This is a genomic window from Spirochaetota bacterium (assembly GCA_017999915.1).
In the GTDB taxonomy this organism is placed as follows: Bacteria; Spirochaetota; UBA4802; order UBA4802; family UBA5550; genus RBG-16-49-21.
In genome coordinates, this window is record JAGNKX010000001.1 from 173,732 (window position 1) to 200,634 (window position 26,903).

The 26,903-nt window shown below is 53.8% G+C and carries 23 protein-coding genes; 11 read left to right on the top strand and 12 right to left on the bottom strand.

Annotated features, from left to right (window positions below):
• Positions 1-33: 33 nt before the first annotated feature.
• The 4 genes from KA369_00720 to KA369_00735 form a co-directional block, all read right to left on the bottom strand.
• The gene (locus KA369_00720; GenBank protein ID MBP7734469.1) at positions 34-1,758 is read right to left on the bottom strand and encodes a hypothetical protein; all 1,725 of its coding nucleotides are present in this window, start codon (positions 1,756-1,758) and stop codon (positions 34-36) included.
• On the bottom strand, positions 1,758-2,606 hold the full coding sequence (locus KA369_00725; protein MBP7734470.1) for a hypothetical protein: 849 nt from the start codon (positions 2,604-2,606) through the stop codon (positions 1,758-1,760). Before KA369_00725 ends, KA369_00720 begins: the two co-directional genes overlap by 1 nt.
• A 140-nt stretch (positions 2,607-2,746) precedes the next feature.
• The gene (locus KA369_00730; GenBank protein ID MBP7734471.1) at positions 2,747-4,207 is read right to left on the bottom strand and encodes a lipopolysaccharide biosynthesis protein; all 1,461 of its coding nucleotides are present in this window, start codon (positions 4,205-4,207) and stop codon (positions 2,747-2,749) included.
• Between the two features lie 185 nt (positions 4,208-4,392).
• A complete protein-coding gene (locus KA369_00735) occupies positions 4,393-5,049 on the bottom strand; it encodes a class I SAM-dependent methyltransferase (GenBank protein ID MBP7734472.1) in 657 nt (218 codons plus the stop codon).
• 303 nt (positions 5,050-5,352) lie between these two features.
• On the opposite strand from KA369_00735, the gene KA369_00740 reads away from it, so the two are divergent.
• Both KA369_00740 and KA369_00745 read left to right on the top strand, forming a co-directional pair.
• Complete coding sequence (locus tag KA369_00740; GenBank protein ID MBP7734473.1) at positions 5,353-5,754, top strand: hypothetical protein; 402 nt, start codon at positions 5,353-5,355, stop codon at positions 5,752-5,754.
• A gap of 27 nt (positions 5,755-5,781) precedes the next feature.
• A complete protein-coding gene (locus tag KA369_00745; GenBank protein ID MBP7734474.1) occupies positions 5,782-8,274 on the top strand; it encodes a glycogen/starch/alpha-glucan phosphorylase in 2,493 nt (830 codons plus the stop codon).
• 8 nt (positions 8,275-8,282) lie between these two features.
• On the opposite strand, the gene KA369_00750 is transcribed toward KA369_00745, so the two are convergent.
• Entirely contained in the window at positions 8,283-9,263 is a 981-nt protein-coding gene (locus tag KA369_00750) for a PD40 domain-containing protein (protein ID MBP7734475.1), read from the bottom strand.
• Positions 9,264-9,528: 265 nt separating this feature from the next.
• Between KA369_00750 and KA369_00755 the strand changes: the two genes are divergently transcribed.
• From KA369_00755 to KA369_00765, 3 genes are all read left to right on the top strand, one after another.
• Positions 9,529-10,659: a DUF5009 domain-containing protein gene (locus KA369_00755; GenBank protein MBP7734476.1), complete on the top strand. Its 1,131-nt coding sequence runs from the start codon at positions 9,529-9,531 to the stop codon at positions 10,657-10,659.
• A gap of 94 nt (positions 10,660-10,753) precedes the next feature.
• Positions 10,754-11,029 carry a hypothetical protein gene (locus tag KA369_00760; GenBank protein ID MBP7734477.1) on the top strand — a complete coding sequence of 92 codons (276 nt, stop codon included), beginning with the start codon at positions 10,754-10,756 and terminating at the stop codon, positions 11,027-11,029.
• 214 nt (positions 11,030-11,243) lie between these two features.
• Positions 11,244-12,641, top strand: a complete 1,398-nt coding sequence (locus KA369_00765; protein MBP7734478.1) for a CoA-binding protein — start codon at positions 11,244-11,246, stop codon at positions 12,639-12,641.
• 15 nt (positions 12,642-12,656) lie between these two features.
• Here KA369_00765 and KA369_00770 read toward each other — a convergent pair whose 3' ends face one another.
• Positions 12,657-13,583: a class I SAM-dependent methyltransferase gene (locus KA369_00770; protein ID MBP7734479.1), complete on the bottom strand. Its 927-nt coding sequence runs from the start codon at positions 13,581-13,583 to the stop codon at positions 12,657-12,659.
• 14 nt (positions 13,584-13,597) lie between these two features.
• Positions 13,598-15,232 carry a hypothetical protein gene (locus KA369_00775; protein MBP7734480.1) on the bottom strand — a complete coding sequence of 545 codons (1,635 nt, stop codon included), beginning with the start codon at positions 15,230-15,232 and terminating at the stop codon, positions 13,598-13,600.
• 286 nt (positions 15,233-15,518) lie between these two features.
• Between KA369_00775 and KA369_00780 the strand changes: the two genes are divergently transcribed.
• Positions 15,519-18,179 carry a hypothetical protein gene (locus KA369_00780; protein ID MBP7734481.1) on the top strand — a complete coding sequence of 887 codons (2,661 nt, stop codon included), beginning with the start codon at positions 15,519-15,521 and terminating at the stop codon, positions 18,177-18,179.
• A 22-nt stretch (positions 18,180-18,201) separates the two neighbouring features.
• Here KA369_00780 and KA369_00785 read toward each other — a convergent pair whose 3' ends face one another.
• Positions 18,202-18,885, bottom strand: coding sequence for a leucyl/phenylalanyl-tRNA--protein transferase (locus KA369_00785; GenBank protein ID MBP7734482.1), 684 nt, complete (start codon positions 18,883-18,885; stop codon positions 18,202-18,204).
• A gap of 167 nt (positions 18,886-19,052) precedes the next feature.
• Here KA369_00785 and KA369_00790 point away from each other — a divergent pair, with 167 nt between their 5' ends.
• The gene (locus KA369_00790) at positions 19,053-19,991 is read left to right on the top strand and encodes a hypothetical protein (GenBank protein ID MBP7734483.1); all 939 of its coding nucleotides are present in this window, start codon (positions 19,053-19,055) and stop codon (positions 19,989-19,991) included.
• An 8-nt stretch (positions 19,992-19,999) separates the two neighbouring features.
• Here KA369_00790 and KA369_00795 read toward each other — a convergent pair whose 3' ends face one another.
• Both KA369_00795 and KA369_00800 read right to left on the bottom strand, forming a co-directional pair.
• Positions 20,000-20,338, bottom strand: coding sequence for a hypothetical protein (locus KA369_00795; protein MBP7734484.1), 339 nt, complete (start codon positions 20,336-20,338; stop codon positions 20,000-20,002).
• A 16-nt stretch (positions 20,339-20,354) separates the two neighbouring features.
• Positions 20,355-20,969, bottom strand: a complete 615-nt coding sequence (locus KA369_00800; protein MBP7734485.1) for a hypothetical protein — start codon at positions 20,967-20,969, stop codon at positions 20,355-20,357.
• Between the two features lie 338 nt (positions 20,970-21,307).
• Between KA369_00800 and KA369_00805 the strand changes: the two genes are divergently transcribed.
• The gene (locus KA369_00805) at positions 21,308-21,817 is read left to right on the top strand and encodes a helix-turn-helix transcriptional regulator (protein MBP7734486.1); all 510 of its coding nucleotides are present in this window, start codon (positions 21,308-21,310) and stop codon (positions 21,815-21,817) included.
• 10 nt (positions 21,818-21,827) lie between these two features.
• Here the strand turns inward: KA369_00805 and KA369_00810 are convergent, their stop codons facing one another.
• Entirely contained in the window at positions 21,828-22,889 is a 1,062-nt protein-coding gene (locus KA369_00810) for a cyclic nucleotide-binding domain-containing protein (GenBank protein MBP7734487.1), read from the bottom strand.
• Between the two features lie 20 nt (positions 22,890-22,909).
• The gene (locus tag KA369_00815) at positions 22,910-23,269 is read right to left on the bottom strand and encodes a response regulator (GenBank protein MBP7734488.1); all 360 of its coding nucleotides are present in this window, start codon (positions 23,267-23,269) and stop codon (positions 22,910-22,912) included.
• A gap of 370 nt (positions 23,270-23,639) precedes the next feature.
• On the opposite strand from KA369_00815, the gene KA369_00820 reads away from it, so the two are divergent.
• The 3 genes from KA369_00820 (at position 23,640) to KA369_00830 (ending at position 26,884) form a co-directional block, all read left to right on the top strand.
• Entirely contained in the window at positions 23,640-24,734 is a 1,095-nt protein-coding gene (locus KA369_00820) for a hypothetical protein (protein ID MBP7734489.1), read from the top strand.
• Complete coding sequence (locus KA369_00825) at positions 24,731-25,468, top strand: tRNA 2-thiocytidine(32) synthetase TtcA (protein ID MBP7734490.1); 738 nt, start codon at positions 24,731-24,733, stop codon at positions 25,466-25,468. Before KA369_00820 ends, KA369_00825 begins: the two co-directional genes overlap by 4 nt.
• Before the next feature lie 66 nt (positions 25,469-25,534).
• Positions 25,535-26,884 carry a deoxyribodipyrimidine photo-lyase gene (locus KA369_00830; protein ID MBP7734491.1) on the top strand — a complete coding sequence of 450 codons (1,350 nt, stop codon included), beginning with the start codon at positions 25,535-25,537 and terminating at the stop codon, positions 26,882-26,884.
• The last annotated feature ends 19 nt before the right edge of the window (positions 26,885-26,903 follow it).

Genomic DNA, 26,903 nt, shown 5'->3' on the forward strand with positions numbered 1-26,903 from the left:
GATTTTACGGCGAGAGCGGGATGCCGGAGATAATTACCAACGGTCATTGATTTTGAAGAGGAAGCGGAGCACTGGCATGGCAAGGGGCTTCATCTTTTCGAACGAGGAATAAAGCCATTTCTTTGCCATGATGGCCTCCATGAACTGGTAGGGGATCGACTGGCGGGCTTTTTCCATGTCATCATGAAGATAATTCAGGTAGTCATATTCGATTTTTCTCATTATTCCGGCCTTGATAAAACGCGAAACGGCGGTTGCCTGCCGGAACGATTCCTGTATCGCCTTGACGTCATCGGTCCTGCCCTGATCCAGGTTTCCGCACATTCCCGCGGCCACCAGGGGAACGGTATCCACCGCAGCCCTGAAGGCGATCTTCATGAGAAACACATCATCGTACTGGCTGATGGCACCGTTCTCATCGTAAAGGTAATCCTTTATCAGCCTGACCGGATAGATCAGCCCGGACGCCGGCATATTCTGTTTGCCCACAAGACCCGTGCAATAGGTCCTGCTTTCCAGCCGTTCACGCCGTCGCACCAGCGATGGAACCGATCGACCGGAATCGTCCCACCGTTCATCGAAGAACTGGACATCGCCGGCGGCCACCATGCTTTCATGGAGAATCTGGGGAAAGTAAGGGAATATCGAGGGCATGACGAAATCTTCACTCCTGACAAACCAGTAATAGCATTCATCGCCATCGATGTTATTCTTAAGCATTGTCGCGAATGCCGATACGAGCTCAGCATCCTTTCCGCATTGTTGTATGGCATCGGTTATCCCTATCGAAAGGCCCTGGTATTCCGCCGCCATCAAGGAAAGCTTATCACGGACGCCCCGGTCCTCCCTGTTCAATATCAGGTGCACGGCAATATCAACGGCACCGGCTGCAACGGCAGCCGCTATCCGCACGGAATCAAGGAAACGCCGTATTGTTTCTTCACGGCGGCCATCCATCATTGTCACCAGGTGCACTTTTTTCCTTTTCTTGCCGGAGTAGAGCCCGGCCAGCGTCGGCTGGACCCAGTGGGTATAAAAGCATTTCCGGGGATCAGTGCCGATCCTTATAAGGTAATCAATGGTATTATCTATGCTTATCAGCCCCCGCAGGGTTATGAATGAATGATTGATGAACCGCTTCTTTAAATAGTCGAGCAGTCCCGGTTCAATCCTTCCACTGGCATAGACCTCCGCATCTCCGGTTCCTTCATGGATGGCAAAGAGGGCGGAATCTATGGCGCAGACAAGGCCTTTCATGTATGATTCCATAACCAGGACAAGGTCGTAACCGTATGTCCCCGCCAGTTCGGAGGGCATGGCGAAGCCGCGCTTTTTACAGTTGCCCACATTGGCAAGAAGAAGGTTCCCGTCAAGGTGAACCGCCGGATAGGGGCGGATATTGGTCCAGGGAAGGGGCCCATCCCCGGGGTCCTTCACGAACCGAAGGGCCCGGTAATTGAGGGAATCGATACCGGCGTTTCCCATGAATGCCCAGTTATCCGCGCCGAATTCCTCGTCCGCATTCCCGATGCTGCAGGCGACCTGCTCACGGATATTTGCCGGAACCACGACATCGTCATGGCAGATGAGAGCGTATCCAGCGGGGCAATCGGCGATCACCGAATTGATGAAGGCGTAATAATCGGTTCCGGTTCGCACGCGGGGAGCGGGAAGTCCCAGCCCGGCGAAAAGGGCCTCTTTTCTCCTCCCTCCATCCTCATCGGGGCAGAGGATATATATTTCGAAATTCTCCTTCATCACTCGCCGTTGCTTATCTTGTTATACACATTGAAGTCCGATATCACTATCCGGTCCCTGTGATTTTTCAGGTTGCGGCGGTATCCCTTCAGGGAACGCGTATCCACCTTCCGCTTCACCTCTTTGACCGAATCAATGACCTCCTTGATATACCCCGGGGCATATTCGAGACGCTTCAGGATCCTGATGCCCCGGCGCATGCCCCGGCGCCCCCAGTACTTGTACATGATGTAGATAAAATTCCGCGCCGACCAGAAATATTCGGTGTAATAACGGTACCGGTTGTAGGAAAAATAGTGCCCGGTGAAATGATACACCGCCGCGGGCGGATGATACAGCACCCGGTACCCGGAAAGCCATGCCCGCCAGGAGAGGTCCACGTCCTCGACATACATCCAGAAGAGCTCATCGAATCCCCGTACCTTGCTGAAAAACTCGGAATTCACCAGTATGCAGCATCCCGAGGCCCAGGGGGTCTCACCTGTCTTTTCATCATACCCCTTCGGGTGCTCATAGGGAAGCTGGCGCGCCTCCACGATCGCCACGGGGCCGCCCTGTTCCATGGCGTTCATGAGCTCATGGATGGCGTACTCATGCATGTATACGTCGGGGTTGACTATGAGGAAACTGGGGGTCGGATTGACCGTGGCAAAGGCGAAATTATGGGCTTCCCCGAAACCGCAGGGGCTCCCCTTGTTGATTTCATGGACGCTCACGATGCCCCGCTGCGCGTCACCGGCGTAGAGGCGGTCATTTATGCCGGTGTAATTGACGAGATATAGCTCGATGCCGGATATGCCTTTCTGGAGCATGAGCGAGGGAATCAGCCATGATTCCACTGTCTCCATCTCGCCTCTCGATACCGAACAAAAAACTGTTATTCTGTCATTCATGGCCATGGTATTGTCGTTTACAGCATACTATGCGATCGGTGTTGGCGCGTTACGAAAATCCTTCCGGTGATCCATTGGTATTAATTCTCTACTATTTAAACGCTGATGGATCTCTTTTCAACGATATTTTTTATTTCTTTGATAATTTTCCACCTGGTCGATATTCCGTATGTCAGAATATAAACCGTCGTGATCAACGGTAATTTTATAACAAATGAAATCAAGGACGGTGTCACGTAATAATTGAATGGAATAATGACGACCGCCACACCGACCGTCGCCACAATCGCTCCCTTGAGGGATGACAGCAGCTCCCCGGCATTTATGTTATAGTTCCTTTTCAAAAAGGGGTAGTAGACGAAGACCTGCAGCGAATAGGCGGCGGTGACCAGGACGGCTACTCCCTCGATATTGAAGTATTTCATTACTGGATACAAAAGGGCCAGTTCGGTTATTCCCACGATCAATGTTGATTTAAAAAGAAGTTCCGATTTGCCCACCGCGAGTATGACATTGCCGATAGGCTCCATGAGGCTCCGTATGATGCCGTAGACGCACAGCACGTTGAATGAAATCAGGGCGGGAAGCCATTGGCCGGTGCCGCGGCCGAGAATGAAGTACAGAAAATCATAGGAACATGCAAGCATACCGATATTCACGAAAACGCTGAGAAAGCCGACGAATTCCAGGACCTGCAGATACGATTTCTTTATTCCATCCCTGTCATGCTGTATTTTCGAGAACGCCGGGAACAGGACATTATGGACGGCGTCCTGCACGATGCCGCAGATTATGGAGCCCCAGTTGTAGGCGAGCGTATAAAATCCAAGGACCGCCGATCCCATCACGGACCCGATGATGCCCCTGTCGGCGTTAAAAATGCCGAATATGACGATACCCGACAGGAACAGGTTGCCGCCGAATCGGGTAAACTCCACGGCTACTTTTCGATCGAAGGCGAACCTGATCCGCACCGGCTTCATGTAATTCAGCAAAATGACATTCACGATGACAGAGGCTATATTCGCTATGACAATGCTCCAGAACTTGTATCCGTTTATGGCAAGGATGATTGACAGCGCATAATTGACCAGGGCCGTTCCGGTCTGAGGAATGAACATCCTCTTGTAATCCAGGTCCCTGGTAAGAAGGCAGTGGGGAATGAAGGCGAAATTGCTGACGACAAAATTAAGCGAGAGAATTATTATCACATCGCTGACCGCATCATTGTCAAAAATAAGCTTCGCAAAAGGAGACAGGGCGAAAGCTATGACAAATGCCGCCACACCGATTATAAACTTGAATGTAAAACCGGTGTACAGGTCCCCGTCCGTCAGCTCATGTTTCCTGATCACAGCCCTGCTGATCCCGAAATCGCTGAACTGTACCAGGAAATTAATGAAGATCATGCCGAATCCGATTATTCCGTAATCGTCGGCGGTTAAATTTCTCGCGAGAATTACGTTGGCAGCCGCAGTCAATACAAGGATAAATACTCTCGCCAGGGTATTGTATCCTATGCCGGTTATTGTTTTAAGTGTCAGAGAAGTGTTCATTGTTTTCCATAAAATCGTAGTTTCATCTGAGAGCTTCCGCGCGTATCATCCCTCACAGGGCGGTTTCATGACATGTTCATTCCGGGAGTCCGGGGCTCGCGAGTCCCGGCACAAGTCCCGAATACGGAGATCGTACCGGGATACGTATGGAATCGTCTAAAAGCTGCATCGATGCGTATATGGCATTATTTCTTCCGGGCCACACAGGCAAATTGCATAAAGGCCATGTCTGAGAACATGCCGCGGCATAAGAAATTTACCAATCTGAATCTCCAGCTGAAATTGGTCTTGTTGATTCCGGTGACAGACGAGACCGTGTACCCGGCTGATTCAAACAGCGAGACAATGCTCTTTTCAGTAAAAAATCTCAGGTGGGTATAGTCGAGAATGCCTTCACTCCCATAGGTCCAGTTTTTATGGATCAGCAGGTCTGTCACGACCGGCAGGAATCGTACATTGGGAATGGATGACAGGATGATCCCGTCCTTTTTCATCTTGGGTCTGATTTTTATTAAAATATCGATCGGATCGGCCAGATGCTCAAGAAGATCATTGAATACGATGCAGTCATAAAAAGCGTCGCTCAGCTTGGGAATTGCCCTGTCGATGTCCTGGTTTATGACTTTATCCAGGTTTTTCCTTGCCCGGAGGGCGGCCCCGCTGTTTTTTTCTATTCCATGGATTTGGACATTTGGAAGTCTTTCTTTGACAACCCTGCCGAAATTACCCTCGCCGCATCCCACATCAAGTATTGTTCCGCAATGGCCCGGAATAAAAACCGCCATTTCGCTCCTGGCCCGCGCGTAGTAATCCTGGCTTTTTAGTACTATATCTCTATTCATACCGGTAACACTTCTTTTTGCATATACACATATCCGGAATACGCTTGTCTTTTCCCGATATGGTTGACGGTGCATATGGCTGTCTGTGGATTCTTGAAACCATTATACCTACTTGCAACCAAGATAATGGTCAAGCATCTTTTTTATCAATCGGAATTATTGGGACCATATGTTGAAAACCACACGCCATTAAATTATTCTTTACAATTCCTGTGTTTCTTGTATTATGAGAGTATCGAAAGACAATCGGGAGAGTATGCCGCCGTAGTAAACGCCTGATATCATAGTTTCAGGACAGCGATTATGACCATCGTCAAATACACTCTTCTCTGGATTCCCCTGGTTTTTATCGCAATATGCAACGGGGCGATCCGCGATGTTACCTACAAGAATTCCCTGGGCGACCTCGGCGCGCATCAGCTCTCCACCCTGACCGGCCTCATCCTCTTCGGGATCTACATCTGGGCTATCGGCCTGAAATGGAGGCTTGAATCGGCCCGCCAGGCCGTCGCGGTCGGGTGCATATGGCTTGCCCTCACGGTTGCCTTCGAATTCCTTTTTTTTCACTATGTGGCGGGCCATCCCTGGTCTGTCCTTCTAGACGCCTATAACATACTCGAGGGAAAGGTCTGGGTGCTGGTGCTGATCTTCGTTGCCGTCGCCCCGTACCTGTCCTTCAGGATTCATTCGAAACGGAACAATTAATACGCCTTCAACATGAGGGGAACGGCTATGCCCAAAAAAACTTCTACGGGAACAAAGCTTACCACCACCACGAACGAGCTCCAGGGCAGGGACATCGAATCCCTGAAGAAATCATTCATCCACCATATGGAATACTCCCTGGCCAAAGACGAGTACTCGGCGACGAAGCACGACCGCTACAAGAGCCTGGCCCTCCTCGCCCGGGACCGACTGGTGGAGCGCTGGATCGAAACACAGCAATCCTATTACCGGAACGACGCGAAGCGGATCTACTACCTCTCCCTGGAATTCCTCATGGGCCGGGCCCTGGGGAACTGCCTGATGAACGAGGGAATTTACGATGAAGCGGGCCAGGCCCTCCGCCAGCTCGGCTATGACCTGGAGGAGCTCCGCGAAACGGAATGGGACGCGGGCCTCGGGAACGGCGGCCTAGGCCGCCTTGCGGCCTGCTTCATGGACTCCATGGCGACCCTGGGGCTCCCGGCCTACGGCTACGGCATCCGCTATGAATACGGGATCTTCTTCCAGCAGATCGTGCAGGGATACCAGGCGGAATCGCCGGACAACTGGCTCCGCTACGGCAATCCATGGGAATTCGAGCGTCCCGAAGACCTCTACCCGGTCAAATTTTACGGCAAGATAAACCAGTACTCCGACGACAAGGGGCGGTTCCGGAGCGACTGGGTGGACGCCGAGGAAATCATGGCCATGGCCTACGACACGCCGATCCCCGGATATCGCACCAATACCGTCAACACCATGCGACTCTGGTCCGCCAAGTCGACACGGGATTTCAACCTCGATTTTTTCAACTATGGCGATTATCACCTGGCCGTGGCCGAAAAGGACCACTCCGAGATCATTTCCAAGGTGCTCTATCCCAACGACAACGTCATACAGGGGAAGGAGCTGCGGTTCAAGCAGGAATACTTTTTCGTGTCCGCAACCCTGCAGGATATCGTGCGCCGCTACCGGAAAAACCACGACAACTACGATCAATTCGCCGACAAGGTGGCCATCCAGCTCAACGACACGCACCCCGCCATCGCCATACCGGAGCTCATGCACATCCTTGTCGACCGGGACGGTCTGGACTGGGAAGAGGCCTGGGAGATCACGGTGAAGATCTTCGGCTATACCAACCACACCATTCTCCCGGAAGCCCTGGAACAGTGGCCGGTATCCCTCATCGAGCGGGTCTTGCCGCGTCATATCCAGATCATATACGAAATCAACCGGCGGTTTCTCGACAGCATCAACCGGGCGTTTCCGAACGACCCGGGCCGCCTTTCCCGCATGTCCATCATCGCCGAAGGGCCCGAAAAGCAGGTAAGGATGGCGAACCTGGCCATTGCCGGAAGCCATTCGGTGAACGGCGTCGCCGCCCTCCATACCGAGATACTGAAAACCAGCGTCTTCCGCGACTTTCACCAGATCTGGCCGGAAAAGTTCAACAACAAAACCAACGGCATCACCCAGCGCCGGTGGCTCCGGCTCTGCAACCCGGGGCTTTCAGCCCTTATATCCTCGCGGATCGGCGAAGGGTGGACCACGGATCTCTATGAGCTTAAAAAGCTCGTCCCCCTGGCTGACGACGCCGCGTTCCGGCAGGAGTGGCAGAGCGTAAAAGCCGAGAACAAGAAATTCCTGGCATTGTACATCTGGACGCACAACAGGATCAGGGTCAATCCGGACTCGATCTTCGACTGCCATGTCAAGCGGATGCACGAGTACAAGCGGCAGCTCCTGAACGTGCTCCACGTGATAACACTCTACAACCGCATCACCGGCGGCATGAAGGGATCAGTCGTTCCCCGCACCATCATCTTCGGGGGAAAATCGGCGCCGGGATACTTTTTCGCGAAACTCGTCATCAAGCTCATCAACGCGGTGGCTGACATCGTCAATAACGATCCCCGCGTGGGAGAATCCCTTAAGGTCGTCTTTATCCGCAATTACTGCGTATCCAACGCCGAAAAGATCATTCCCGCCGCGGACCTGTCCGAGCAGATATCCACGGCCGGCACCGAGGCCTCCGGCACCGGCAACATGAAGTTCGCCCTGAACGGGGCCCTCACCATCGGCACCCTGGACGGCGCGAACATCGAGATATGTGAAGAGGTGGGTGGCGAGAACATATTCATCTTCGGACTGACGGCGGGGGAAGTGGAAAAAATGAAATCGGAATGGTACGATCCCAGGCGCTTCTACGATTCAAACCCGGAAATCCGCCAGGCCGTGGACATGATCGGCAACGGCTTCTTCTCCAGGGATCAGCCGGACCTGTTCCGCCCTGTCGCGGAGGCCCTCCTTGGCCGGGGCGACCAGTATATGCGCCTGGCCGACTATGAATCGTATGTTGCCTGCCAGGAACGGGTGAGCAAAACCTTCCTGGACGCCGAGGCCTGGACGCGGATGTCCATCCTGAACGTAGCCGCCATGGGAAAGTTCTCCACCGACCGCACCATACGGGAGTACGCCGACGAGATCTGGGGCGTCAAGCAGGTACGGGTGAAGTGAAGAGACCCTTACCGGGAGACCTTGAAGACGGCGTATACACCGTTGTCCCGGTAATGAAAGTAGAGGGTTTTCCTGTCATGGGAGATGGATGGCGCTTCCACGAAGCCCGACAATGAACCGATACGCTCCGGCGTGCCGAAGGGCTCCCTAAGAAATTTTCTCTTCACCACCAGTATCTCAGGCAGCGAGGTGCATTGATTGACGCGGGTGAAGAAGAGCTCGAGTCCGTCACTGCTGATCGAGGGAGCGTACTCGAGGCGGTCTTCGGTATTGACTCTCTTCAAGATCTCCGCGGAATCGGCGGCAATGTTAAAATCGCCGTTTACCATCCGCGCCATCCCGATATCGGCCTTGTCCGGGACATTGGCCCCCTTAAAATGGGCGCTGGCAAAGTAGAGCGTGTTACCGTCAGGGTTAATCTCTGCGTCCATGACGATCCATCCGGACGTCATCTTATAGATATTCCCGGGCTGAACATCCAGGTCCAGAACGGCGCCGTTCAGGAAATTGCCGCTGAAAAGGCTGGTATGGTCATAATCATATCTGCGCTTGGATATGAAATAGAACCGCCCCTCCTGGTCCATGCTGGGAACTGCGTCAAGGTGCGGTGGATTGCCGTTTGCCCCTTCGATCTTTCCCGCGAAGGTAAAGGTGGCGTCATCGACCCTGCTGGCGTAATACAGGCAGGTATCCTTTCCGTCGTTAAGGCCGTTGAAGAACAGGTAATTGCCGTCCCGCGTTATGAAAGGCTCCATGGCATGGCCCTCAAATCCGGTGACGGTCACCTTTGTCGGACTGCCGAACTCATGGTTGTCCTTTATCGGCTCATGACCCTTCTCGCAGGCCGAGGACACGGATTTGCCTCCGCCCCCGCCGCGATCATGATGGCTGGCGCAGCGCCAGTAGAACACGCCGATGAGAAACAGGAAAAACAGGAAGCATACACGGTAGAGCATTAATAGTTTTTTGTTCGAGGAATTCATGTTCATATATCCATCCATATCATAGAGAGCTGTCCCCCAGGACCCTGCGGCTTTCATCATCAGGGCGAAAAATCCCCGATTGCCAAATTAAAGCCCCCCCGAATCGGGGGGATTGGGGGTCTGAGACAACCCTGTCTTTTTTTATGTACAACCGACGGAATATACAAAAAAGCAAGGGAAGCGGCAATAAAATGTTTCACTTTTTTTGATTTTTTTATTTGACTCGTGATCAATACAAGTTAGCTATACCGAATAACAGGACTTATATGTTATGAATATCGCCACCGGTGAAGACAAACGGCTCCCTTCCCTGGACCTGTTCCGCGGGATAACCATTGCCGCCATGATCCTGGTCAACAACCAGGGAAACTGGAACGCCGTGTATCCGGCCTTCCGCCATGCCGCGTGGCACGGCTGGCTCGGGGCGGATTTCGTGTTCCCCTTCTTTCTCTTTGCCGTGGGCTCGAGCATCCACGTTTCCTTCTCATCGCGCCTCAGGGCCGGCACCGGGCGGGGAGCCCTCTTTAAGAAAGCAGCCAGGCGCACTGTCATTCTGATCGTGCTGGGGCTTATACTGAACCTTTTCCCATTTTTTAATTTTGAAACACTCCGCATCCCCGGCGTACTCCAGAGGATCGGTCTCTGCTATTTTTTCGCTTCAATTATATATCTGTATGGGGGTAAGCAGTTGCTGATCTGGATCACAGCGGCGCTGCTTCTCTTCTACGGCGCCCTTATCCTGTGGGTCACGCCCCAGGGCTTCGGCCACGGCTCCCTGGACCCCTGCTGCAATCTTCCCGGCTTCGTTGATGGCGCCCTGTTCCCGGGCCATACCTATGAACACGCCCCGGTTCCCGGTTTCGATCCCGAGGGGCTCCTCACGACGATTCCCGCCATTGCCAGCGCCATGATGGGAATATTTGCCGCCGCCGCAGCTGAAAGGTCCATGGCCGGGACCCTGCGCCGCTGGATCATCCCCTGCGCGGGGGGCCTTATGGTGGCAGCCGGCATGATACTGGACCTGTTCATCCCCATCAACAAGAACCTCTGGACCCCGAGCTATGTTCTCTTCATGGGCGGCCTGGCCTTAATCATTTTCTTTATCTGCCATTATCTCTGCGACGTCAGGAGATCCCGCGCGGCTGCGGCGCCCTTCCTGATCCTCGGGAGGAACGCCCTTGCGGCATACTTACTCTCCTCCCTGGCCGGCAAGGCCATGATATCATTTTACGTGAAATGCCAGGAAGCTCCGATAACCATAAAGAGCTGCATATTTACCCATGTCTTTGCCCCTTGGTTTGAACCGGCGACAGCCTCTATCCTTTACGCAGCGGCGTATCTCATGCTCTGGTGGGGCTTCATGTACATCCTCTACCGGAAGAAAATTATTGTCAAACTGTAATGGCTTCAAAGGCTGGATAATAAATTTCCATGTAAATGATCAATTGACAGGCCCCTGGAATTTATTTAGTTTTTTATAATTATAGGGGTATTTTATGAAAAAAATGTTTTTCATTTACGCACTGGCATTCGTGATTGCAGTATCAGGGACCGTTATGGCCGGCGGCAAGAGGCAGGGTGAGAAGTGTTTCATGGACAATGAATGCTCCTTCGGGTTGACCTGCACTGACGGCGCCTGCGTGAAGAAAAAAGAATTTGATTTCGGCGGTTCCGGAAAGAACGGCAAGCCGTGCAATATCGACGCCGATTGCATCAACGCCGGGAAGTGCGTCGAAGGTACATTCGGCAAAAAGGTCTGCTCGGGAAACTGATAGCCGCGGCACCGCATCCTGACGAATAAATTGCTTTGAATTTTTAGATTAATGAACGACCATTTATTTACGTATTACCGTTGACATGTTCCGGTCCTGATTTTAAAATAGGCTTGAAGGTGTCTGGACAGACGGTCCGATATTTTCGAACCGGACGGGCTCGCATTGCCGGCAGATTGCGCTGCATACAATAATATTAATCCGGGAAAATCAAATGTTCGATTACTTTTTTCATCCCAGGGGTGTGGCCGTCATCGGCGCGACCGACAGCAATCTAAAAGGGGGCTTTCATATCGTGCGGAACGCCCTGGCCGGCTATAAGGGCGCCCTCTACCCTGTCAACCCCAAGTACAGGGAGATCCTCGGCATACCCTGCTACCCTGACATTGCGTCAATTCCCGGCAGCTTCGACATGGCGGTCTACTTCATACCGGCGAAATTCCTCCCCGAGACCATCCGCGCCTGCGCGTCCAAGGGGGCCCGGGGGATCATCATTGAATCGGCGGGCTTCTCGGAAACCGGTCCCGAAGGAAAAAAGCTCCAGGAGGATTCCGTGGCCCTGGCGCGGCAGCTCGGTGTCCGCCTCTGGGGGCCCAACTGCATGGGATACCTGGACGGCCATTCCCGCAACGTCTTCTCCTTTATGTACTCCGACAAGTGGACCACCCTCATGAAGCCGGGCAACGTCGCCCTCATCGTGCAGAGCGGCATGCTCTCGGCCGGGTTCCTTCTGATGATGATGGATCGCGGCGGCATCGGCTTCAGCAAGGTCTGTTCTATCGGCAACAAGTGCGACCTGAACGAGACCGAGCTCCTGGAATATCTCATCAACGACCCGGAAACGGGCGTCATCGGATGCTACCTTGAGTCGATCATCGACGGCAGGAGATTCATGGAGCTGGCCCGCTCAACGGACAAGCCCGTGGTTGTGCTCAAATCGGGCCGGAGCGATTCCGGCGCGAAGGCGGCCATGAGCCACACCGCGAGCCTCTCCGGCGCGGCAGCAGTGTACACCGGCGCATTCCGCCAGGCGGGTATCATACAGGTGTACGACATGCACGAACTCCTGGATATGGTCCGCGGATTTTCCAAGACCGGCGCCTACAGCCCCGGCGGCAAAACCGCGGTCATGACCTTTTCCGGCGGCGCCGGCATTGTCACCGCGGACCTGCTTGAAGACCGCGGTCTCGGCCTCGCCGACCTGTCGCCGGAAACCATGGCGTCGCTTAAGGAGCTTTTTCCTCCGTGGATGGAACCGTCCCACCCCGTCGACCTGTGGCCCGCTGTGGAGCAGAAGGGCGCCGCTCCGGTGTACATCGGGGCGGCCGAGGCGATCCTCAAAGACCCGGCCGTGGATTCCATGATCCTGGAAACCTTCGCCTGGGAGTTCGGCAAGACCGATTACCTCGTCAACATAGGCGAGCTGAAGAAGAAATACGGCAAGCCCGTGGCGGTATGGCAGATCGGACGGAGCCCGTTGAACGAGCAGTACCGCGCCGTGGCAGAAGACGCGGGACTTCCGGTATTTGAAGAGATCAGCCGGTGCGCCGCCTTTCTTGACGCGGTCAAGCGCCACTTCACGAAAAAGGACGCGTTGCACCGGACAGCCTGAGAAATGCTGGACTGATCAGCGGATTTTCTGCAGCCAGATGCTACCCCCCGGATTTTTGAATACGAGGGGATACCTTTCCCTTAATTCTTTTTCATACATCGTTTCCAGGAAGGTGTTGAACAGCACGATCTTGAAATGCGAGTTGAACTCGAGGAAGGCCCGGAGGAGATACTGCTCGTTCCACGCCCTCCCCTCCTCGATCCACTCCTTCGAATATTCAAAGGGATAGAAGATGTCATGGAAGTGAATGTACACCCCTGCCCGGAGGGCCGGCAGGATCTCATGAAAGATATAATTCACGTCGCTGTGGATCTTCGAAACATGGGTCGAATCGATGAAGAGGATGTCGTTTTCACGGAGATCCCTGAAGACTTCCATCGGCACATCCTGCAGACGCCTTTCATGGATCGTTATTTTCCCCATATCCGACGGTTTGATCAGGCCCTTCAGAACCTCCGGAAACGGCTCGATAAAAGAGCACTTGATGGCGTTATTGAAAAAAAGCTCATTGGTGTCCAGGGTAACGCAAGACGAATATCCGGACCCCGCCTCGATGATGGCGGCCGGCCGGATATGGCGGATCATGCAGTAGAGAAAAATCGCGTCGGAATAGCTGTAGGCGCCATTTGCATAATAATATCTCAGACTGCCGCTCTTTTCATCCGTAAAAGGAAGCTCCCGGTAATAGCGGTCGAATTCATCCAGCAGCGCCAGTTGTCCCGCATCGTTCAGGTCAATTCCCGGCAGTGTAGAAAGAGGCGCGCTCCAGATCTTATCCCGGTCATTCATGACTTCAACGATGGAGGGGATCGGCGAATAGAAGTGCCCCGGCGGAACGAACCTGGTAAAGGTGTCCCGTTCCCTGATCAGGTTATCATGCTCAATGATATAGGCTTTGACGACAGGCACCTGTAATAATATTTTCTTTAAAAGCTTCTCCATGCTGATGCCTTCTTTCATCTGACGCCACGGGGCCGTTTACCCGGCGGGATTTTATCAAGAAGCCTGGCCTTGAACTCCGTACTTTTATCCTGCCATCGGGGCTCGCGGCTCCTGTCGTATTCGAAATAATAGAGATTGGCCTTTGAATAGAGATCCAGGGCGGCCTCCGGCGTTATAGCAATAATGTCAGGAACCGGTATTTCATTAATGTCATTCCTTGCATAAACAAATGAAAACATATGACCGCAGCCATAAAGCCATTTTGCTTCAGCCGGATAATAAGCTATGGTGGAACCTTTCGGTATCGAGGAGCCCGGCAGGGGCGGGTGCAGCAGCGCTTCGGAATTCAGCTTAAAAGCTTCATCAACGCGGTTCATGTCACGGGAAAAATTAATGGCCGATAATGTCATCGGCACGATCACGATAATGCACAGAGCGGCCACCGCGACGGTCCTGTTCCTTGCCTTTTCAAGGAGCCGTGAAACAAACCTGGCATAGAGCATCATGACGGCAACGGCAGGGAGCGCAAAATGCCAGGGTCTGCCGCCGCTGTAGACCGGCAGCATCATGAAGGCGGCAATGAAAAAAAGCAGCCCGAGTAACTTTCTAATTTCATCACGCTCCTTCCGGATAACGATTATCGCCCCGTAATAGAAAACGGCCGCCAGGACCATCAATCCATAGATATTATTGGCATTTGTGCTGTGCACGCGGAATAAGGGCCAGGTTTTATTTGGGAATTTGAATACATGGAAAAGCCAGAGGAAGCCGGAGACTATATTGTTGATGATAATTGCGGGATTGAGACCAATCCGGTATTCCCCCGAGCTGAACGATTCCTGAACCCTGGATAGAAATATAGCAATATAAATGATGGTAATAATTATTACCATCAGCGTCAAAACCAGGCGGTTCCTGAACAAGGCATTACCGGTGGCGACGGTCGTTCTATTGAAGAGAAATTCAAGGATCAAAAAACCAGCAAGAAAAACAGGAAGCCCGATGGCCTGTTCTTTGGATGTGACGGCCAGCAGATAAAGAAACATTGCTATAGCAATCCACGGGAAAGCTTTTTTTCTCTCCAGAAAATTGCCGCAGAAGATGATGCAAAACCAGAGAAGGAAGAACTGGTACAGGAAATCAGTCATGAAGAGATTGTGTATCAGAATGAAAAAAACCGGATGGATGAAGGAGAGGAGCGATGTAAGAAGCGGCGTGATTTCATCTTTAAACAGCTGTCGCGTAAAATAGTAGATAAAAACACTATTAATGGCAAGCATTATAACGCCAAGGACCTGGAATCCCGCGATATTGTGCCAATCGATAAAGGGCGTCACAAGCTGGTAAAAGGTGACAAAGGCCGTGGGACGGTAAAAATATTGACCGAATGATACAAGGAAAGGATTATACAGGGCGATGATATCTTTTAGCGACAGGTTATAATTCCAAAAATAGAAGAGAGACCATTCCGGGCTATACCGTGGATAGGACAGCACCTGGGAATAAACCGCGAGGATTGAAATAATTAATGCGGCACAGTAAAAGATCAAGAAAAACTTTTTGGGCAATCGTTGCGTTCCCGCTGCCATCGCCGATTTTCCCTTGAAAAGAAAAGACCATTGATCCATGATTTTTCTGATAATACTCACAATTCACCGTCCTTAATCACAAATTCCTTATTCCATAGAATGTTACAGGAGAGCACTATCTCTTACCGCTTAAAGTATCAGAGTAATAAGCCAGGATTTCCCACTAATTACGATAATCATTTCATACCTGTCAGCGTCCTTGTCAAATAAAAATCCTGTAAGGCGGCCCTTGCTCCGCCGGCATCGGTGCCGGCAAACTGCTAAACCATTTCAAGAATCCGTACGATAATATCCATAGCGACATAACCGTATCTGACCGCAACTTCGTAATATGGGGAGCACCGCCATGGCAAAAATCACACTGTCCGTATCCATTCTGATGGTAATGATCCTTCTGGGCAACGCCCATGGTTTCGTTGAAAAAAGGCACCAGTGGTGGCAGGTCCATCTCAAGAACCTCGCTGAAGAAAAGGCGCGGGTCATGAAAAACAACGCCCTGGACCGGCAGGTTCTCGGTGTCATAGATGATGAAATGACCAGGGCCCGCGAGATCATTGCGGTCTTTGAAAGCGAAATGAAACATGACGGCTCGCTGGTCCTTGAGACACGGACCATGACAGAGGCCGATATCGCCTCCGAAGCGGCGAGGACCGTTCCGCCCCTGGTGGCGCTCCACCAGTTCCAGGCCCTGGTCAATGAAGCAGGGACCGGCGCCGCCATGGATGAGGCCCGTCAGGCTGTGGAAAAACGCGTACAGGTCATGATACAGAGATCATTCACAAAAGAAAGTCCTGACCTGCTCCGCCGGATCATGGACACGAACATAGGGAAGGATGAATGGAAGAACCTCTCCATCGAATATTTCATCGGCAGGATGATGGCGTCCCGGCGAAACAGCATAGACCATGCCATCGCCGACATCACCGGCCGGGTATCCCTCGCCCTTAAAGGCACCTCCAATAGGACCAACGCCAAGGAACTTCATGGCATGACCGTCAAAGCAGCCCGCGAATACCTCGCGGAGTGCGGCTTCCATGGGTCTCCCCATGACAGCGCAGCCCTGGCGGCTTCCTGGACCTGGAAGAGGATAGAAGCATCCCTGACACGGGACTTCAAAACCTGCAACGGCGTCATTTCCCTCATTCATGGCTCCGGCGGAAACCCGGGCGCGGTCTCCCTTGACCGCATCATGTACTTTTGCAAGAATCCGGCCGAGCTGGAATCGATCCTCTTCAAAGGACAGCATCCCCATCTGGGCGACACCAAGCCATCGGCCGTCCCGGGCCATGGCCGCCAGGGAACGGCTGTCATGATTGAAATACCCGGGCCCCTCCGCGCCAATGATTTGCTTGATGAAATTGACAGGCTGCGCAGGGGAACCATTGGGACCCTTACCGGCAGGGAGGATGGGCAATATTTCGAAAGAATCGATGCCGGCTTCACATCTATCATCAGCCGCCACAGCACGGCGGTGAAAAACCGTTTCGCCCGGGAAGAGGAAAGAATCCGCCTTCTGAAAAGGAAGGACAGCGGCGTGCGAATTGTCAACGAGAAAGAATTCAGTGACGCCCATAACGATTTTAAAAAGGCCCTCTCCATGATCGACGGGTACAGGAACAAATCCATGGAATACCTCCGCATCGTCTCCGAGGGCATGAGGATTGACAGCGCCTCCCTCGCGGAGCAGTATCGCAGCCGCTTTCAGCGGGACCAGGATTATCTTCGGTTTGCGGCGGCGCTGGTGACCGAGTGCTCGCGGCTGTCGTCCTTTGAAGTGCCGGGGATCCACAGGGATTTCTCCCTCGCCATGTCCAGGGTGCGTTCAGTGTATAATTTCATCGATACGGGCCTGAGACTTGAAAAGGAGGACCGGACGCACCTGACCAAGCGCGATTTCGGCGCCATCCGCGATGACAAGATCCAGTTCACGGGCGCCATCAATTCACTCAAAGAAAATATCCGGAACACCTATGGGCGGTACGGCATTCAGCGCTCCTCATCCGCAATGGCAGGTAAAAAAAGCGAATCCTGTCTGAGGGACACGATAGCCCAGGACGAGATCGACGGCCTCTACCGCCATGTGGGACGATGCGTCGAGCTCTTCGAACAGTTCATCTACCCCGAGAAGGCCCTCTTCCGCTATGCCGAACGGTTCAATGCCTTCATGAAAGAGGCCCGCACCGGATCGCCGTCGAAGGAGCTGGAGCAATCGTTGAAGAACGGGTCCCTCTTTTCATCCATGGAGGATTTCGACGGCGCCCGTATAGCCCGCGAGACCGCCACGAAAAGCTATCTCCGGAAGGAAGGAAAGTCGGCCCTGGCGCGGCTTGCCACGCTGCTCCAGCAATATAAAAAGAGCGGTGTTTCCTTCAAGGACGCTCCGGCGGCAGGGTCTTTGGCGGCCCTGGCGGGACGCCTGAACGCAGCGCCGCAGGTGAAAATCGATTCCTGGGTGATGACCGAAAGCAACTGCGCGGAGATCGACGCCAAGGCGATAAAAAAGCTCTCTCTCCTGCTGAACCGCGGGGACATAGCCCCGGCCGCGTCTGCCGGCGCCAACGACATGGCCCGGACCGAGTCCCGGAAGATCGTAGCCATCAAGGAGCCGGAGCTTTCACTGGCCTTTCCCCGCGGCTGGGAAGAGGATTCCATCGGGGAATCCGAATCGTACCTGGGCATCGTCAAATCGCTCCACAGCGGCGACGGCGCCTCCTCGGTGAAGCTCGTCAGGCTCGCCCTGGAGCAGGGCGACATGAAGGATACGGCCGAAGCGTGGATACGAAAATCAGGGTGCAGCCTGGTGGAAAAGAGGTGGGAAAAAACGGGCGATATACGCTATCTCTGGATCCTTGCCAGGGACAAGAACAGGAACATTTTCGAAACCTGCTCGGTTTCAAAGGACGGCTACGCGGTGCTTATCACCGGAAGGAGCGGCAGGGACCGGTACGTGAAATTCAAGGCGCAGTTCAAAAAGATCATCGATTCGTTGCAGATGGAGACGCTGTAAAAGGCGGGAACGGCGCCGCGCCCTAGAGCATATCCTTCCAGCTTCCGCCGACGGTCTCATGGCGCAATCCCTCTTCCAGGATGTCGAGATACTCCTCGCGGTCAATGTGCCGCGCTCCCAGGCTTTCCAGGTGCGAGGTGTACACCTGGCAGTCCACAATGATATACTCCAGCTCCATGAGCTTCCTCACCAGTGTGATGAAGGCGGCCTTTGAGGCGTTGTCCTCCCTGGTGAACATCGATTCGCCGAAAAAGCAATGTCCCAGGGAAAGGCCGTAGAGGCCTCCCACAAGCTCGCCGTTCTTCCATGCCTCGACGGAGTGCGCTACCCCCAGCTCATGGAGTCCCACGTAAGCCTCCAGCATCTCGTCGGTGATCCAGGTGCCGCGCTCTTTTCTGCGCGGCTCCCGGCACCCCTGGATGACGGACCGGAAGTCACGGTCGCAGGTGATGGTGAAAATGTTCCGCCGGAGGACCTGACGCATGGTCTTCGAAACGTAGAGCTCTTCAGGGAAGAGGACAAAGCGGGGATTCGGCGACCACCAGATGATGGGGTCGCCGTCGGAATACCAGGGAAATATGCCGCGACGGTACGCCTCGACGAGCCGCTCGGCCGACAGGTCGCCCCCCACGGCAAGGATGCCGCTCTCTTCAGCCAACTGGACCGGCGGGAACAGGATATCTTTATTCAGCGCGAATATGGCCATGGCTCTCCGGCGTAAAGGGCCCGGACCGCGCGGCGCTCCGGCCTTTGGCAATCACCCTAGCACCATATTCAAAATATGCCAGCAAAAAATGCGCCGCCCCTGCCATAAAAGCATTGATATTTTTAATCGGAGAATGACGATGCTACGACAATAAACGAGGTCTATCGTTGCCGATCATCCTGAAATTCATCCTGTTCCAGCTTCTCATCATTGTGCCGTTCATCGCGGGCACCCTGGCGAGAAGATACTTCATCGATCCGGCTGCCGCGGCGAAAAAGATCATCAGGTTCAACCTCATCGCGCTGGAGCCGCCGGTCATCCTCTGGACCATCTGGGGCCTGAGGATCAGCCCGGACCTGGCCTTCCTTCCCGCGGCGGGACTGCTGATCGTTCTGTCGGGTTTCGCGGCCGGCTCCCTCATGGCCCCCCTGCTCCGCCTTCGGGGCGCGGCCAGGAAAACCTTTCTCATCAGCTCGTCACTGGCCAATCACGGCTTTACCATGGGCGGGTTCTTCTGCTATATCCTGCTGGGCGAGACCGGCCTCGGACTCTCGTCAATCTTTCTCGTCTATTTCGTTCCTTACACCTTTCTGATAATCTTTTCCTATGCGCGGGCCGGCGCCGGGAGGCCTTTCCACGCTCACATCAGGGATTTCCTGGCCGGCTCCAGGAACATGCCCCTGTACGCCTCCCTGGCCGCCCTGGCCCTCCTGGCATCGGGCATACCCCGGCCCGCGCTGCGCCCCCCGGTGGAGCCCCTCATCATGGCCTCGGTGGCCCTCTACTACTGGACCCTTGGCCTGACAACGGCAGTGAAGGAGATCACGCCTCTCCGCCGGGAGCACCTGGCCCTGGGGGCGATCAAATTCATCCTGATACCGGCCCTGACATGGCTGCTTCTCACGGCTCTTCCACTTGGCAGCGGCATGAAATCCGTCATACGGATCCAGTCCTTCATGCCGGCGGCCATATACTCGGTGGTCACGTCGGTGCTCTTTGACCTGGATTCCCCCCTGGCGTCATCCCTCTTCGTGGTCAACACCATGATCTTCATCTTTATCGTTGTGCCGGCCATGGCGCTGCTCCATCAGGCCGGCCTCTGGTAGGGATTATTTCAGCGGCGGCGCAGCTTCCCGGCAAGATCGGCAAGGCGCGCCTTCAGGGTGTGACGCTCCGAATCAAAGAACTTCTCCCCGCTTTCGGTCAGGGGATAGTCGCCGTTATACACAAGGCCGACGATATCATCAAAACGCCTTCTGATGATGAGGGCATTCTCGTCAAGGTAGCCGATATCGATCAGCTCTAGGAGGATGAGGGCCTCCACGTCATTGATGAGCTCCTTTGGAAGGTCCCCGGGCCCTCCATGGTGATGCAGGTCCATCAGCCGTGACAGCGCCGGATAGTAATTCCTCCTGTGTTTCTGGAGGGCCCTTATTTCTTTTTTATAGTCCATGGCTGTCCCGCGGCGATCATTCCCTGCGCCGATCGAACACTTCCATTATGGCCTCGGCCATGAGGCGGTATCCCTCGACGTTGGGGTGCACCATGTCCGCCTGGACCAGGCTGTGGATATCGGTCCCCTCGGACATCTTTTTCTTCCAGTACTGGTGGACCAGGGCGATGGGAATGCTCTCTTCGCTGGAAACCTCGCTGAGCCTGCTGTAGAAATTCTCAGCCATGAAATCAACGTCCTGGTGCATGATCGGCACCGATGTCAGGAGGAGGATTTCAGCGTCTGTATCGGTCCGTATGTGGTCCACGATGGTTTTTATCGTGTTCTTGAACTGCGCCGGCGGCACCCCGGTGAAAGCGTCATTGAGGGCGAACTGGACGAACACAAGGTCCGGGTCGCCGTCAAGAACGTCCTCGCGGAGGCGGTACAATCCCCCCTCTGCCGTATCGCCGGGGATGCCCCGGTTGAGGATCGACACGTCGCAGTCAGGAAAAAGGGATTGGAGCATTTCGGCGATGAAATCGAGATATCCCTTCCTCACCATCCACCCCTGGGTGAGGGAGTCGCCGAGGGCGATAATTTTTAAATGTTCGCCCGATGTGAGCTTCTTAATCGATTTTTGCAGTTTCAATGTCTTCTCCCATATCTTAACTGAAACATCATCGATGAGCCCCCTGTATTAGTAAATCATATATCCACAGGGACTCATTAAAAATTGGGCATTTACATCCGCTCCCAGGAATGCCAAAAATCTGCTTAATAACTTATTCACATTGAATTTTTAGCTGTTACAGTTCAAAAAAATAGTAATTAATTGATTAAATGAATAAATTTATATATTAATTATGCTAAAATTATACATTTTTTTTTGATATATAAATATTAATATTGATTTTAGAGATACCCTGTACTACACTAATATCCTGCCAAAAAATATGTCACGTGGTTCAAACTCAACGGGAGCTGGTTATGAAAATAGAAATCACCATCCTTGGACTTTTAATGGAAGAAAACCTTTACGGCTATGAGATCAAGAAAAAAATCGTGGAGCGTCTTGAAGATTACGTGGACATCAAATTCGGCTCCATCTACTACGCCATAAAAAAGGCCGTTGACAATGGCTGGGTGAAGCGTGTCGGCACGGAAAAGGACAGCGGGAACCCAGAGCGGTACATCTATGAAATAATGCCGAACGGAAAGAAATATTACAAAAAGCTCCTGAAGCAGTATTTCGACAAGACCATGATCCACTTCGACATCGACATCGTGCTCATGTTCATCAACTACCTCACGGAAGAGCAGAAGAAGCAGTTCATCGAACAGCGGACATCGATGCTCAAGGAAAAGCTGGACGCCATCAAGAAGAAAATCGACGAGGACAAGACGCAGCCCGGCGAGCAATCCTATCATGAAATTTTCACGTACCTGGAGCAGCACCTGAAGGCGGAGATGAACTGGCTGAAGTCGCTGAACTGGTAGTGGGCCGCTCTCAGAGCGAGTCCACGAGATCCTGGAGAAAATCGGCCTTCTTTTCCATCACCACGTCCTCCAGCCTGTTTTTCAGCAGGGTCAAATCATGATGGGCTCGGCGCGACAGCATCGCCTTCTTGTCCCCGCCTGCCGCTTCCCTGTCCAGGAGCTGCTCAGCCAGCGACTTGTTGACGGTCTCGATCCTGGCGACATTGTAATAATGCCGGCGCGCCAGGGTCATGGCAATATTGAGGAGGAAGTCATCCTGCTTTTCCGCAACCTCCTTCAGATCATTTTTGCGGACCCTGGTCATGATGACCGTGTTTTTAGCCTTCAGCGTCGCGGCCCGGTTCTCCCCCAGGAGAAGGGCCATCTCGCCGATGACCGTCCCCGGCTGGTCGATCATGCTGATCTTGCTCCCGTTCAGGAATAGATCGATGGCGCCGCTCTTGAGGATGAAGAGCTCATCACCCGGCGTGTTTTCCTCGCAAATGACCGAACCGCGCTGGTACTCGATTTCCTTGTCCGACAGTGACGCGGCGACGGTCATGGTGGAAGGCTCTGAGGATTTGACATAGGCCTCGCCTTTCTTGCTGGTGAGCGTGCCGTCATATTGTTCGACCAGCTCCTTCAGCCACGGGAGGCGCCGCTTGTCGTACTCCTGCTTGAGGCGGCCGACGATGGAATAATAGGCCGTGGCGTATTCGCGCATTTTGCTCTCTTCACCCTCGAGATCTTTCAGGTTCTTCTGCAGAATCTTATTGGTGAGCATGACCTGCTTTGCCAGGACCATGGCCGCGTTCAGGGCGAAGGAATAATTGCTGAGGCCGGCAATGAATTTTTCCAGTGATATTTTTTTTATATCGCTGCCGCCGTCCGCCACGGCGGTCTCAATGCGGCCGCTGTCCGTCCCGAGGAATTTCTTCATGATAATTTCAGTGGATCCGACAATGAGGTTTTTCCCGGAAATGGCGTACTTGTCGACGTTGGAGAGATAGAAATAGACGGATCCTTCGCTCAGGAAAAATACCGAGTCCGCCGCCCCTGTGGCGGCATACAATTTCAAGTAATTACCGCTCATGGTTGTGGCTACCGGCTCGTTTATTTCAGGACGCCCTTAATGGTCTCCAGGAGCTCTTCCTTGTTGAATGGCTTCTGGACATAGGCAGCGGCATGAATCGTGTGGTCGTTCAGCTTGATCGTTTTTTCATTAAGGGCCGAGACCACGATTACTCGCGCTTTCGGATCGTATTCGCAAATAGACTGGACCGCCTTGATGCCATCGACGCCGCCCATGGTGATGTCCATGGTGACAAAATCAGGCTTCAGCGATTTATATTTTTCAACGCCGTCGGCGCCGTTGTCCGCCTCGTCAAGGACCTTGTGTCCGCCGCTTTCAATGGATTCGCGAAGTATTTTTCTCATAAATTTGGAATCATCAACAATCAATGCAGCTGCCATTGGATCCACCTGTATGGATGAATTAAATACCTTGGAATTATACTGAAAAACAACCCCTTCGAGTTTTTCAGATATCCTCATGAACAATTATACAATAATAGTTTTACTGATCAATAACTTTTATTTTTTTTCTGGATAATAATATCCGCCACAGGCTGCCTGCCCGGAAGGATGACATACTTCTTGACATAACCATGTGATTAGATAATCATTACCCTGTGGGCAACTCTCGCATTCAGAACGCGACAATGAAAGTGCCTCCAAGAAACATATACATTCGATTTTTCGAGGTCCCTGCATTTAAAAAAGGCCTCGTATATGAAGAATTAATCCCTGATTCGACATAACAGCCCTGCAAGGAGATTATACAATGCGCCGTATTGCGCCCCTTCTCATGTTAACGCTGATACTATCCTGTACGCCTAAATATATCATCGATCACGGGCGGCCCGTCAGGCCCCTGGATCTTCCAAAAGACGATGCCGCCCATTACACGGCCCAGATGGAGTGGTGGTATTATACCGGGCACCTTCGGGCCGATGACGGGACCGAGTACGGATTCGAGGTCACTTTTTTCAAGCGCCTCACCGGAGAGGACAGGGCGCCGGCATGTCTCTTCAGGATGCCTGCACACTGGATCAAGGAGGTCGCCATGCTGGGCCATTTCGCGGTCACCGACCTGGATCAGAAGAAATTCAAGGCTGCCGAGATCCACAACCTTGCCAGGCAATGGAAGGCGGACCCCGACCACTACCATGTAGCCATCAACGGATGGTCCGCCGAAGCTAAGGAGGGCTCCCACATGGTCAGCGCCTCCATGTGCGGCTATTCGGTGGACCTCAAGCTGACGCCCAACAAGGCTGCGGCGCTGAACGGACCGGGCGGCATACTCGACAAGGGCGTCAATACCAACTACTATTATTCCTACACCAACATGGGAGTCGAGGGCACCATTACCGTAAAAGGTAAAAAGAAGACCGTCACAGGCAAGGCCTGGATGGACCATGAATTCGGCCCCATGAGCCTTCTTTCAAAGAAGATCGGATGGGACTGGTTCAGCATCCAGTTGGAGAACAACACGGAGCTCATGATATACCTCATCAAGGAGAACGACAGCGTGGTGCCCCACTCGGGCGGGAACTACGTGGACGCGGAAGGCAAGACCCGTCTCCTCGCGCTTTCCGACATCGAAGTGACGTCAACCGCCGCCTGGACAAGCCCGAAAACCAAGGCGGTATATCCCGCCCGGTGGACTATCGCCATCAAGCCCCTGAACCTGCTGCTCCATGTTAAGCCGATGCTGGCCGAGCAGGAGTTGACGCTCAATCCCGTGACCTACTGGGAAGGAGCGGTGACGGTGGAAGGCTCGGCGGGGGGACAGGCCGTCGCCGGCAGGGGCTACATCGAGCTCGTGGGATATGATAAAAAATCATCTTTTGATAAATACAAGCACACGACGAAATGACGGCTGAAAGGGGATCCAGGTACCTTCTCCAGGTGCAGAAAACGGTGGGACGCGCCATCAATCGCTACGGCCTTATCGCCGCCGGAGACCGGATCGCCGTGGGAGTTTCGGGCGGGAAGGATTCCGTCGTGCTCCTCGAAACCCTGGCGGTGCGGCGCCGGTGGATACCGATACATTACGAAATCCACGCCCTGCACATCAACGTGAAAAATATCACCGCCGAACTCGACCGGGACTACTACGAAAAGCTGTGCGCCGACCTGGACATCACCTTCCATCACCGGTCGATTGCAATCGATCTTGACCGCGACCCCTCCAAGACCGTCTGCTTCGTATGTGCCTGGCACCGGCGCAAGGAGCTCTTCACCCTCGTCAAGGAGCTCCGATGCGGGCGACTAGCCCTGGGCCACCACATGGACGACGCGCTGGAGACCCTGTTGCTGAACATGACTTTCAACGGCTCCATCAGCTCGATGCCGCCGAAGCTCTCCATGTTCGGTGGCGAGTTCGATATCATTCGTCCGCTGATACTGCTCAAGGAAAAGGAAGTGGAGCGGTACGCCAGGATCAGGGAGTTCCCGGTGCCCCGATCCCAGTGCCCCTACGGCGACACGACCCGCAGGGCCGACATGAAGCGCCTCATCGGCGAGCTGGCGCGCATGAACAAAAAAGCGAAGAACAATATCTTTCGGGCCATGTCGAATATACACGGCGACTATCTGCCGCCTGAATAAATTATAACTGAAACGCATCCATGCCCTGAACAATGGGTATAGCCCTGTCTCTGGAAACGAAATAATATGATACAGGATGAGCGGATCACATACCTGAACAAAAACCATGCCGTGAAGGGGGACTACGTTCTCTACTGGATGCAGCAGTCCCAGCGGGCCGAGTGCAACCATGCCCTGGAATTCGCGGTGGCACGGGCGAACGAGCGTTCATCGCCCCTCCTGGTTTTTTTCGGAATAACTCCCTCCTTCCCGGAAGCCAACGAGCGGCATTACCGTTTCATGATAGAAGGGCTCCGCCACACGAAGGCGCTTTTAAAAAAACGCGGCATCGCCATGACGGTCCGTATCTGCTCACCCGATCTTGGAGCCGTGGAGCTCTCCCGCCATGCCGCCCTGGTCGTGACGGACCGCGGGTACCTGCGCATCCAGCGGCAGTGGCGTTCCCGTGCGGCGGCGGAGATGAAATGCCCCCTCATACAGGTCGAGAGCGACGCCATCGTGCCGGTCGAAACGGCATCGCCCAAGGAAGCATACACGGCGGGGACCCTCCGGCCGAAGATCCTGGCCCTGCTCCCCTTTTACCTGAAGCCGCTGCGCCATGGGCGCCTTCAAGTCGATTCGGCCGGCCTGAAGGGCCAATCCCTGGACCTTGATGACCTTGACGCGGTCATGGAAAAAATCGATTGCGACCGCGCTGTCGGGCCGGTGAGCTGGATTCGGGGCGGCACCGGTGAGGCAAAGCGTCTTTTGCGCCGCTTCATTGCGGAAAAGCTCGACAGCGTGCCGCACAGCAGGAACGACCCGTCGCTGGACTGCGTGTCCCACCTGTCTCCCTATCTTCACTTCGGACAGATATCGCCGCTCCACGTGGCCCTGGAAGTGCTGAAAACAAAATCGCCGGGCAGGGATGTTTTTCTGGAGGAGCTCATCGTGCGCCGCGAGCTCGGATTCAATTTCGTCTTCTATAACAGCTCTTACGATACGATAGGATGCCTCCCGGAGTGGGCGCTGAAGACGCTGAATAAACATGGCAGGGACCGGCGCGAATATCTTTACGACAGGGGCGCTCTCGAAAGCGCCCGCACCCATGACCCCTACTGGAACGCGGCGCAGAAGGAACTGCTCCTCCGGGGGGCGATCCACGGGTACATGCGCATGTACTGGGGAAAAAAAATTCTCGAGTGGTCACCGTCTCCCGAAGAGGCCTTCGCGACGGCCCTGGCCCTCAACAACAGATACAGCCTTGACGGCAGGGACCCGAACAGCTTCGCCGGCGTGGCCTGGTGCTTCGGCAAGCATGACCGCCCCTGGGCCGAGCGGCCAATCTTCGGCACCGTCAGGTACATGAACGACAGGGGCCTCGAGCGGAAGTTCGACATGGACCGTTACATCGAGCGGGTCGACTCGGCCGAATAACGCCGGGCCCTGAAGGTGA

Excerpts from the sequence above, each read along its gene's own strand:
- KA369_00720 (MBP7734469.1), bottom strand. The coding sequence starts at position 1,758 with ATGAAGGAGAATTTCGAAATATATATCCTCTGCCCCGATGAGGATGGA.
- KA369_00725 (MBP7734470.1), bottom strand. The coding sequence starts at position 2,606 with ATGGAGACAGTGGAATCATGGCTGATTCCCTCGCTCATGCTCCAGAAA.
- KA369_00730 (MBP7734471.1), bottom strand. The coding sequence starts at position 4,207 with ATGAACACTTCTCTGACACTTAAAACAATAACCGGCATAGGATACAAT.
- KA369_00735 (MBP7734472.1), bottom strand. The coding sequence starts at position 5,049 with ATGAATAGAGATATAGTACTAAAAAGCCAGGATTACTACGCGCGGGCC.
- KA369_00740 (MBP7734473.1), top strand. The coding sequence starts at position 5,353 with ATGACCATCGTCAAATACACTCTTCTCTGGATTCCCCTGGTTTTTATC.
- KA369_00745 (MBP7734474.1), top strand. The coding sequence starts at position 5,782 with ATGCCCAAAAAAACTTCTACGGGAACAAAGCTTACCACCACCACGAAC.
- KA369_00750 (MBP7734475.1), bottom strand. The coding sequence starts at position 9,263 with ATGAACATGAATTCCTCGAACAAAAAACTATTAATGCTCTACCGTGTA.
- KA369_00755 (MBP7734476.1), top strand. The coding sequence starts at position 9,529 with ATGAATATCGCCACCGGTGAAGACAAACGGCTCCCTTCCCTGGACCTG.
- KA369_00760 (MBP7734477.1), top strand. The coding sequence starts at position 10,754 with ATGAAAAAAATGTTTTTCATTTACGCACTGGCATTCGTGATTGCAGTA.
- KA369_00765 (MBP7734478.1), top strand. The coding sequence starts at position 11,244 with ATGTTCGATTACTTTTTTCATCCCAGGGGTGTGGCCGTCATCGGCGCG.
- KA369_00770 (MBP7734479.1), bottom strand. The coding sequence starts at position 13,583 with ATGGAGAAGCTTTTAAAGAAAATATTATTACAGGTGCCTGTCGTCAAA.
- KA369_00780 (MBP7734481.1), top strand. The coding sequence starts at position 15,519 with ATGGCAAAAATCACACTGTCCGTATCCATTCTGATGGTAATGATCCTT.
- KA369_00785 (MBP7734482.1), bottom strand. The coding sequence starts at position 18,885 with ATGGCCATATTCGCGCTGAATAAAGATATCCTGTTCCCGCCGGTCCAG.
- KA369_00795 (MBP7734484.1), bottom strand. The coding sequence starts at position 20,338 with ATGGACTATAAAAAAGAAATAAGGGCCCTCCAGAAACACAGGAGGAAT.
- KA369_00805 (MBP7734486.1), top strand. The coding sequence starts at position 21,308 with ATGAAAATAGAAATCACCATCCTTGGACTTTTAATGGAAGAAAACCTT.
- KA369_00810 (MBP7734487.1), bottom strand. The coding sequence starts at position 22,889 with ATGAGCGGTAATTACTTGAAATTGTATGCCGCCACAGGGGCGGCGGAC.
- KA369_00815 (MBP7734488.1), bottom strand. The coding sequence starts at position 23,269 with ATGGCAGCTGCATTGATTGTTGATGATTCCAAATTTATGAGAAAAATA.
- KA369_00820 (MBP7734489.1), top strand. The coding sequence starts at position 23,640 with ATGCGCCGTATTGCGCCCCTTCTCATGTTAACGCTGATACTATCCTGT.
- KA369_00825 (MBP7734490.1), top strand. The coding sequence starts at position 24,731 with ATGACGGCTGAAAGGGGATCCAGGTACCTTCTCCAGGTGCAGAAAACG.
- KA369_00830 (MBP7734491.1), top strand. The coding sequence starts at position 25,535 with ATGATACAGGATGAGCGGATCACATACCTGAACAAAAACCATGCCGTG.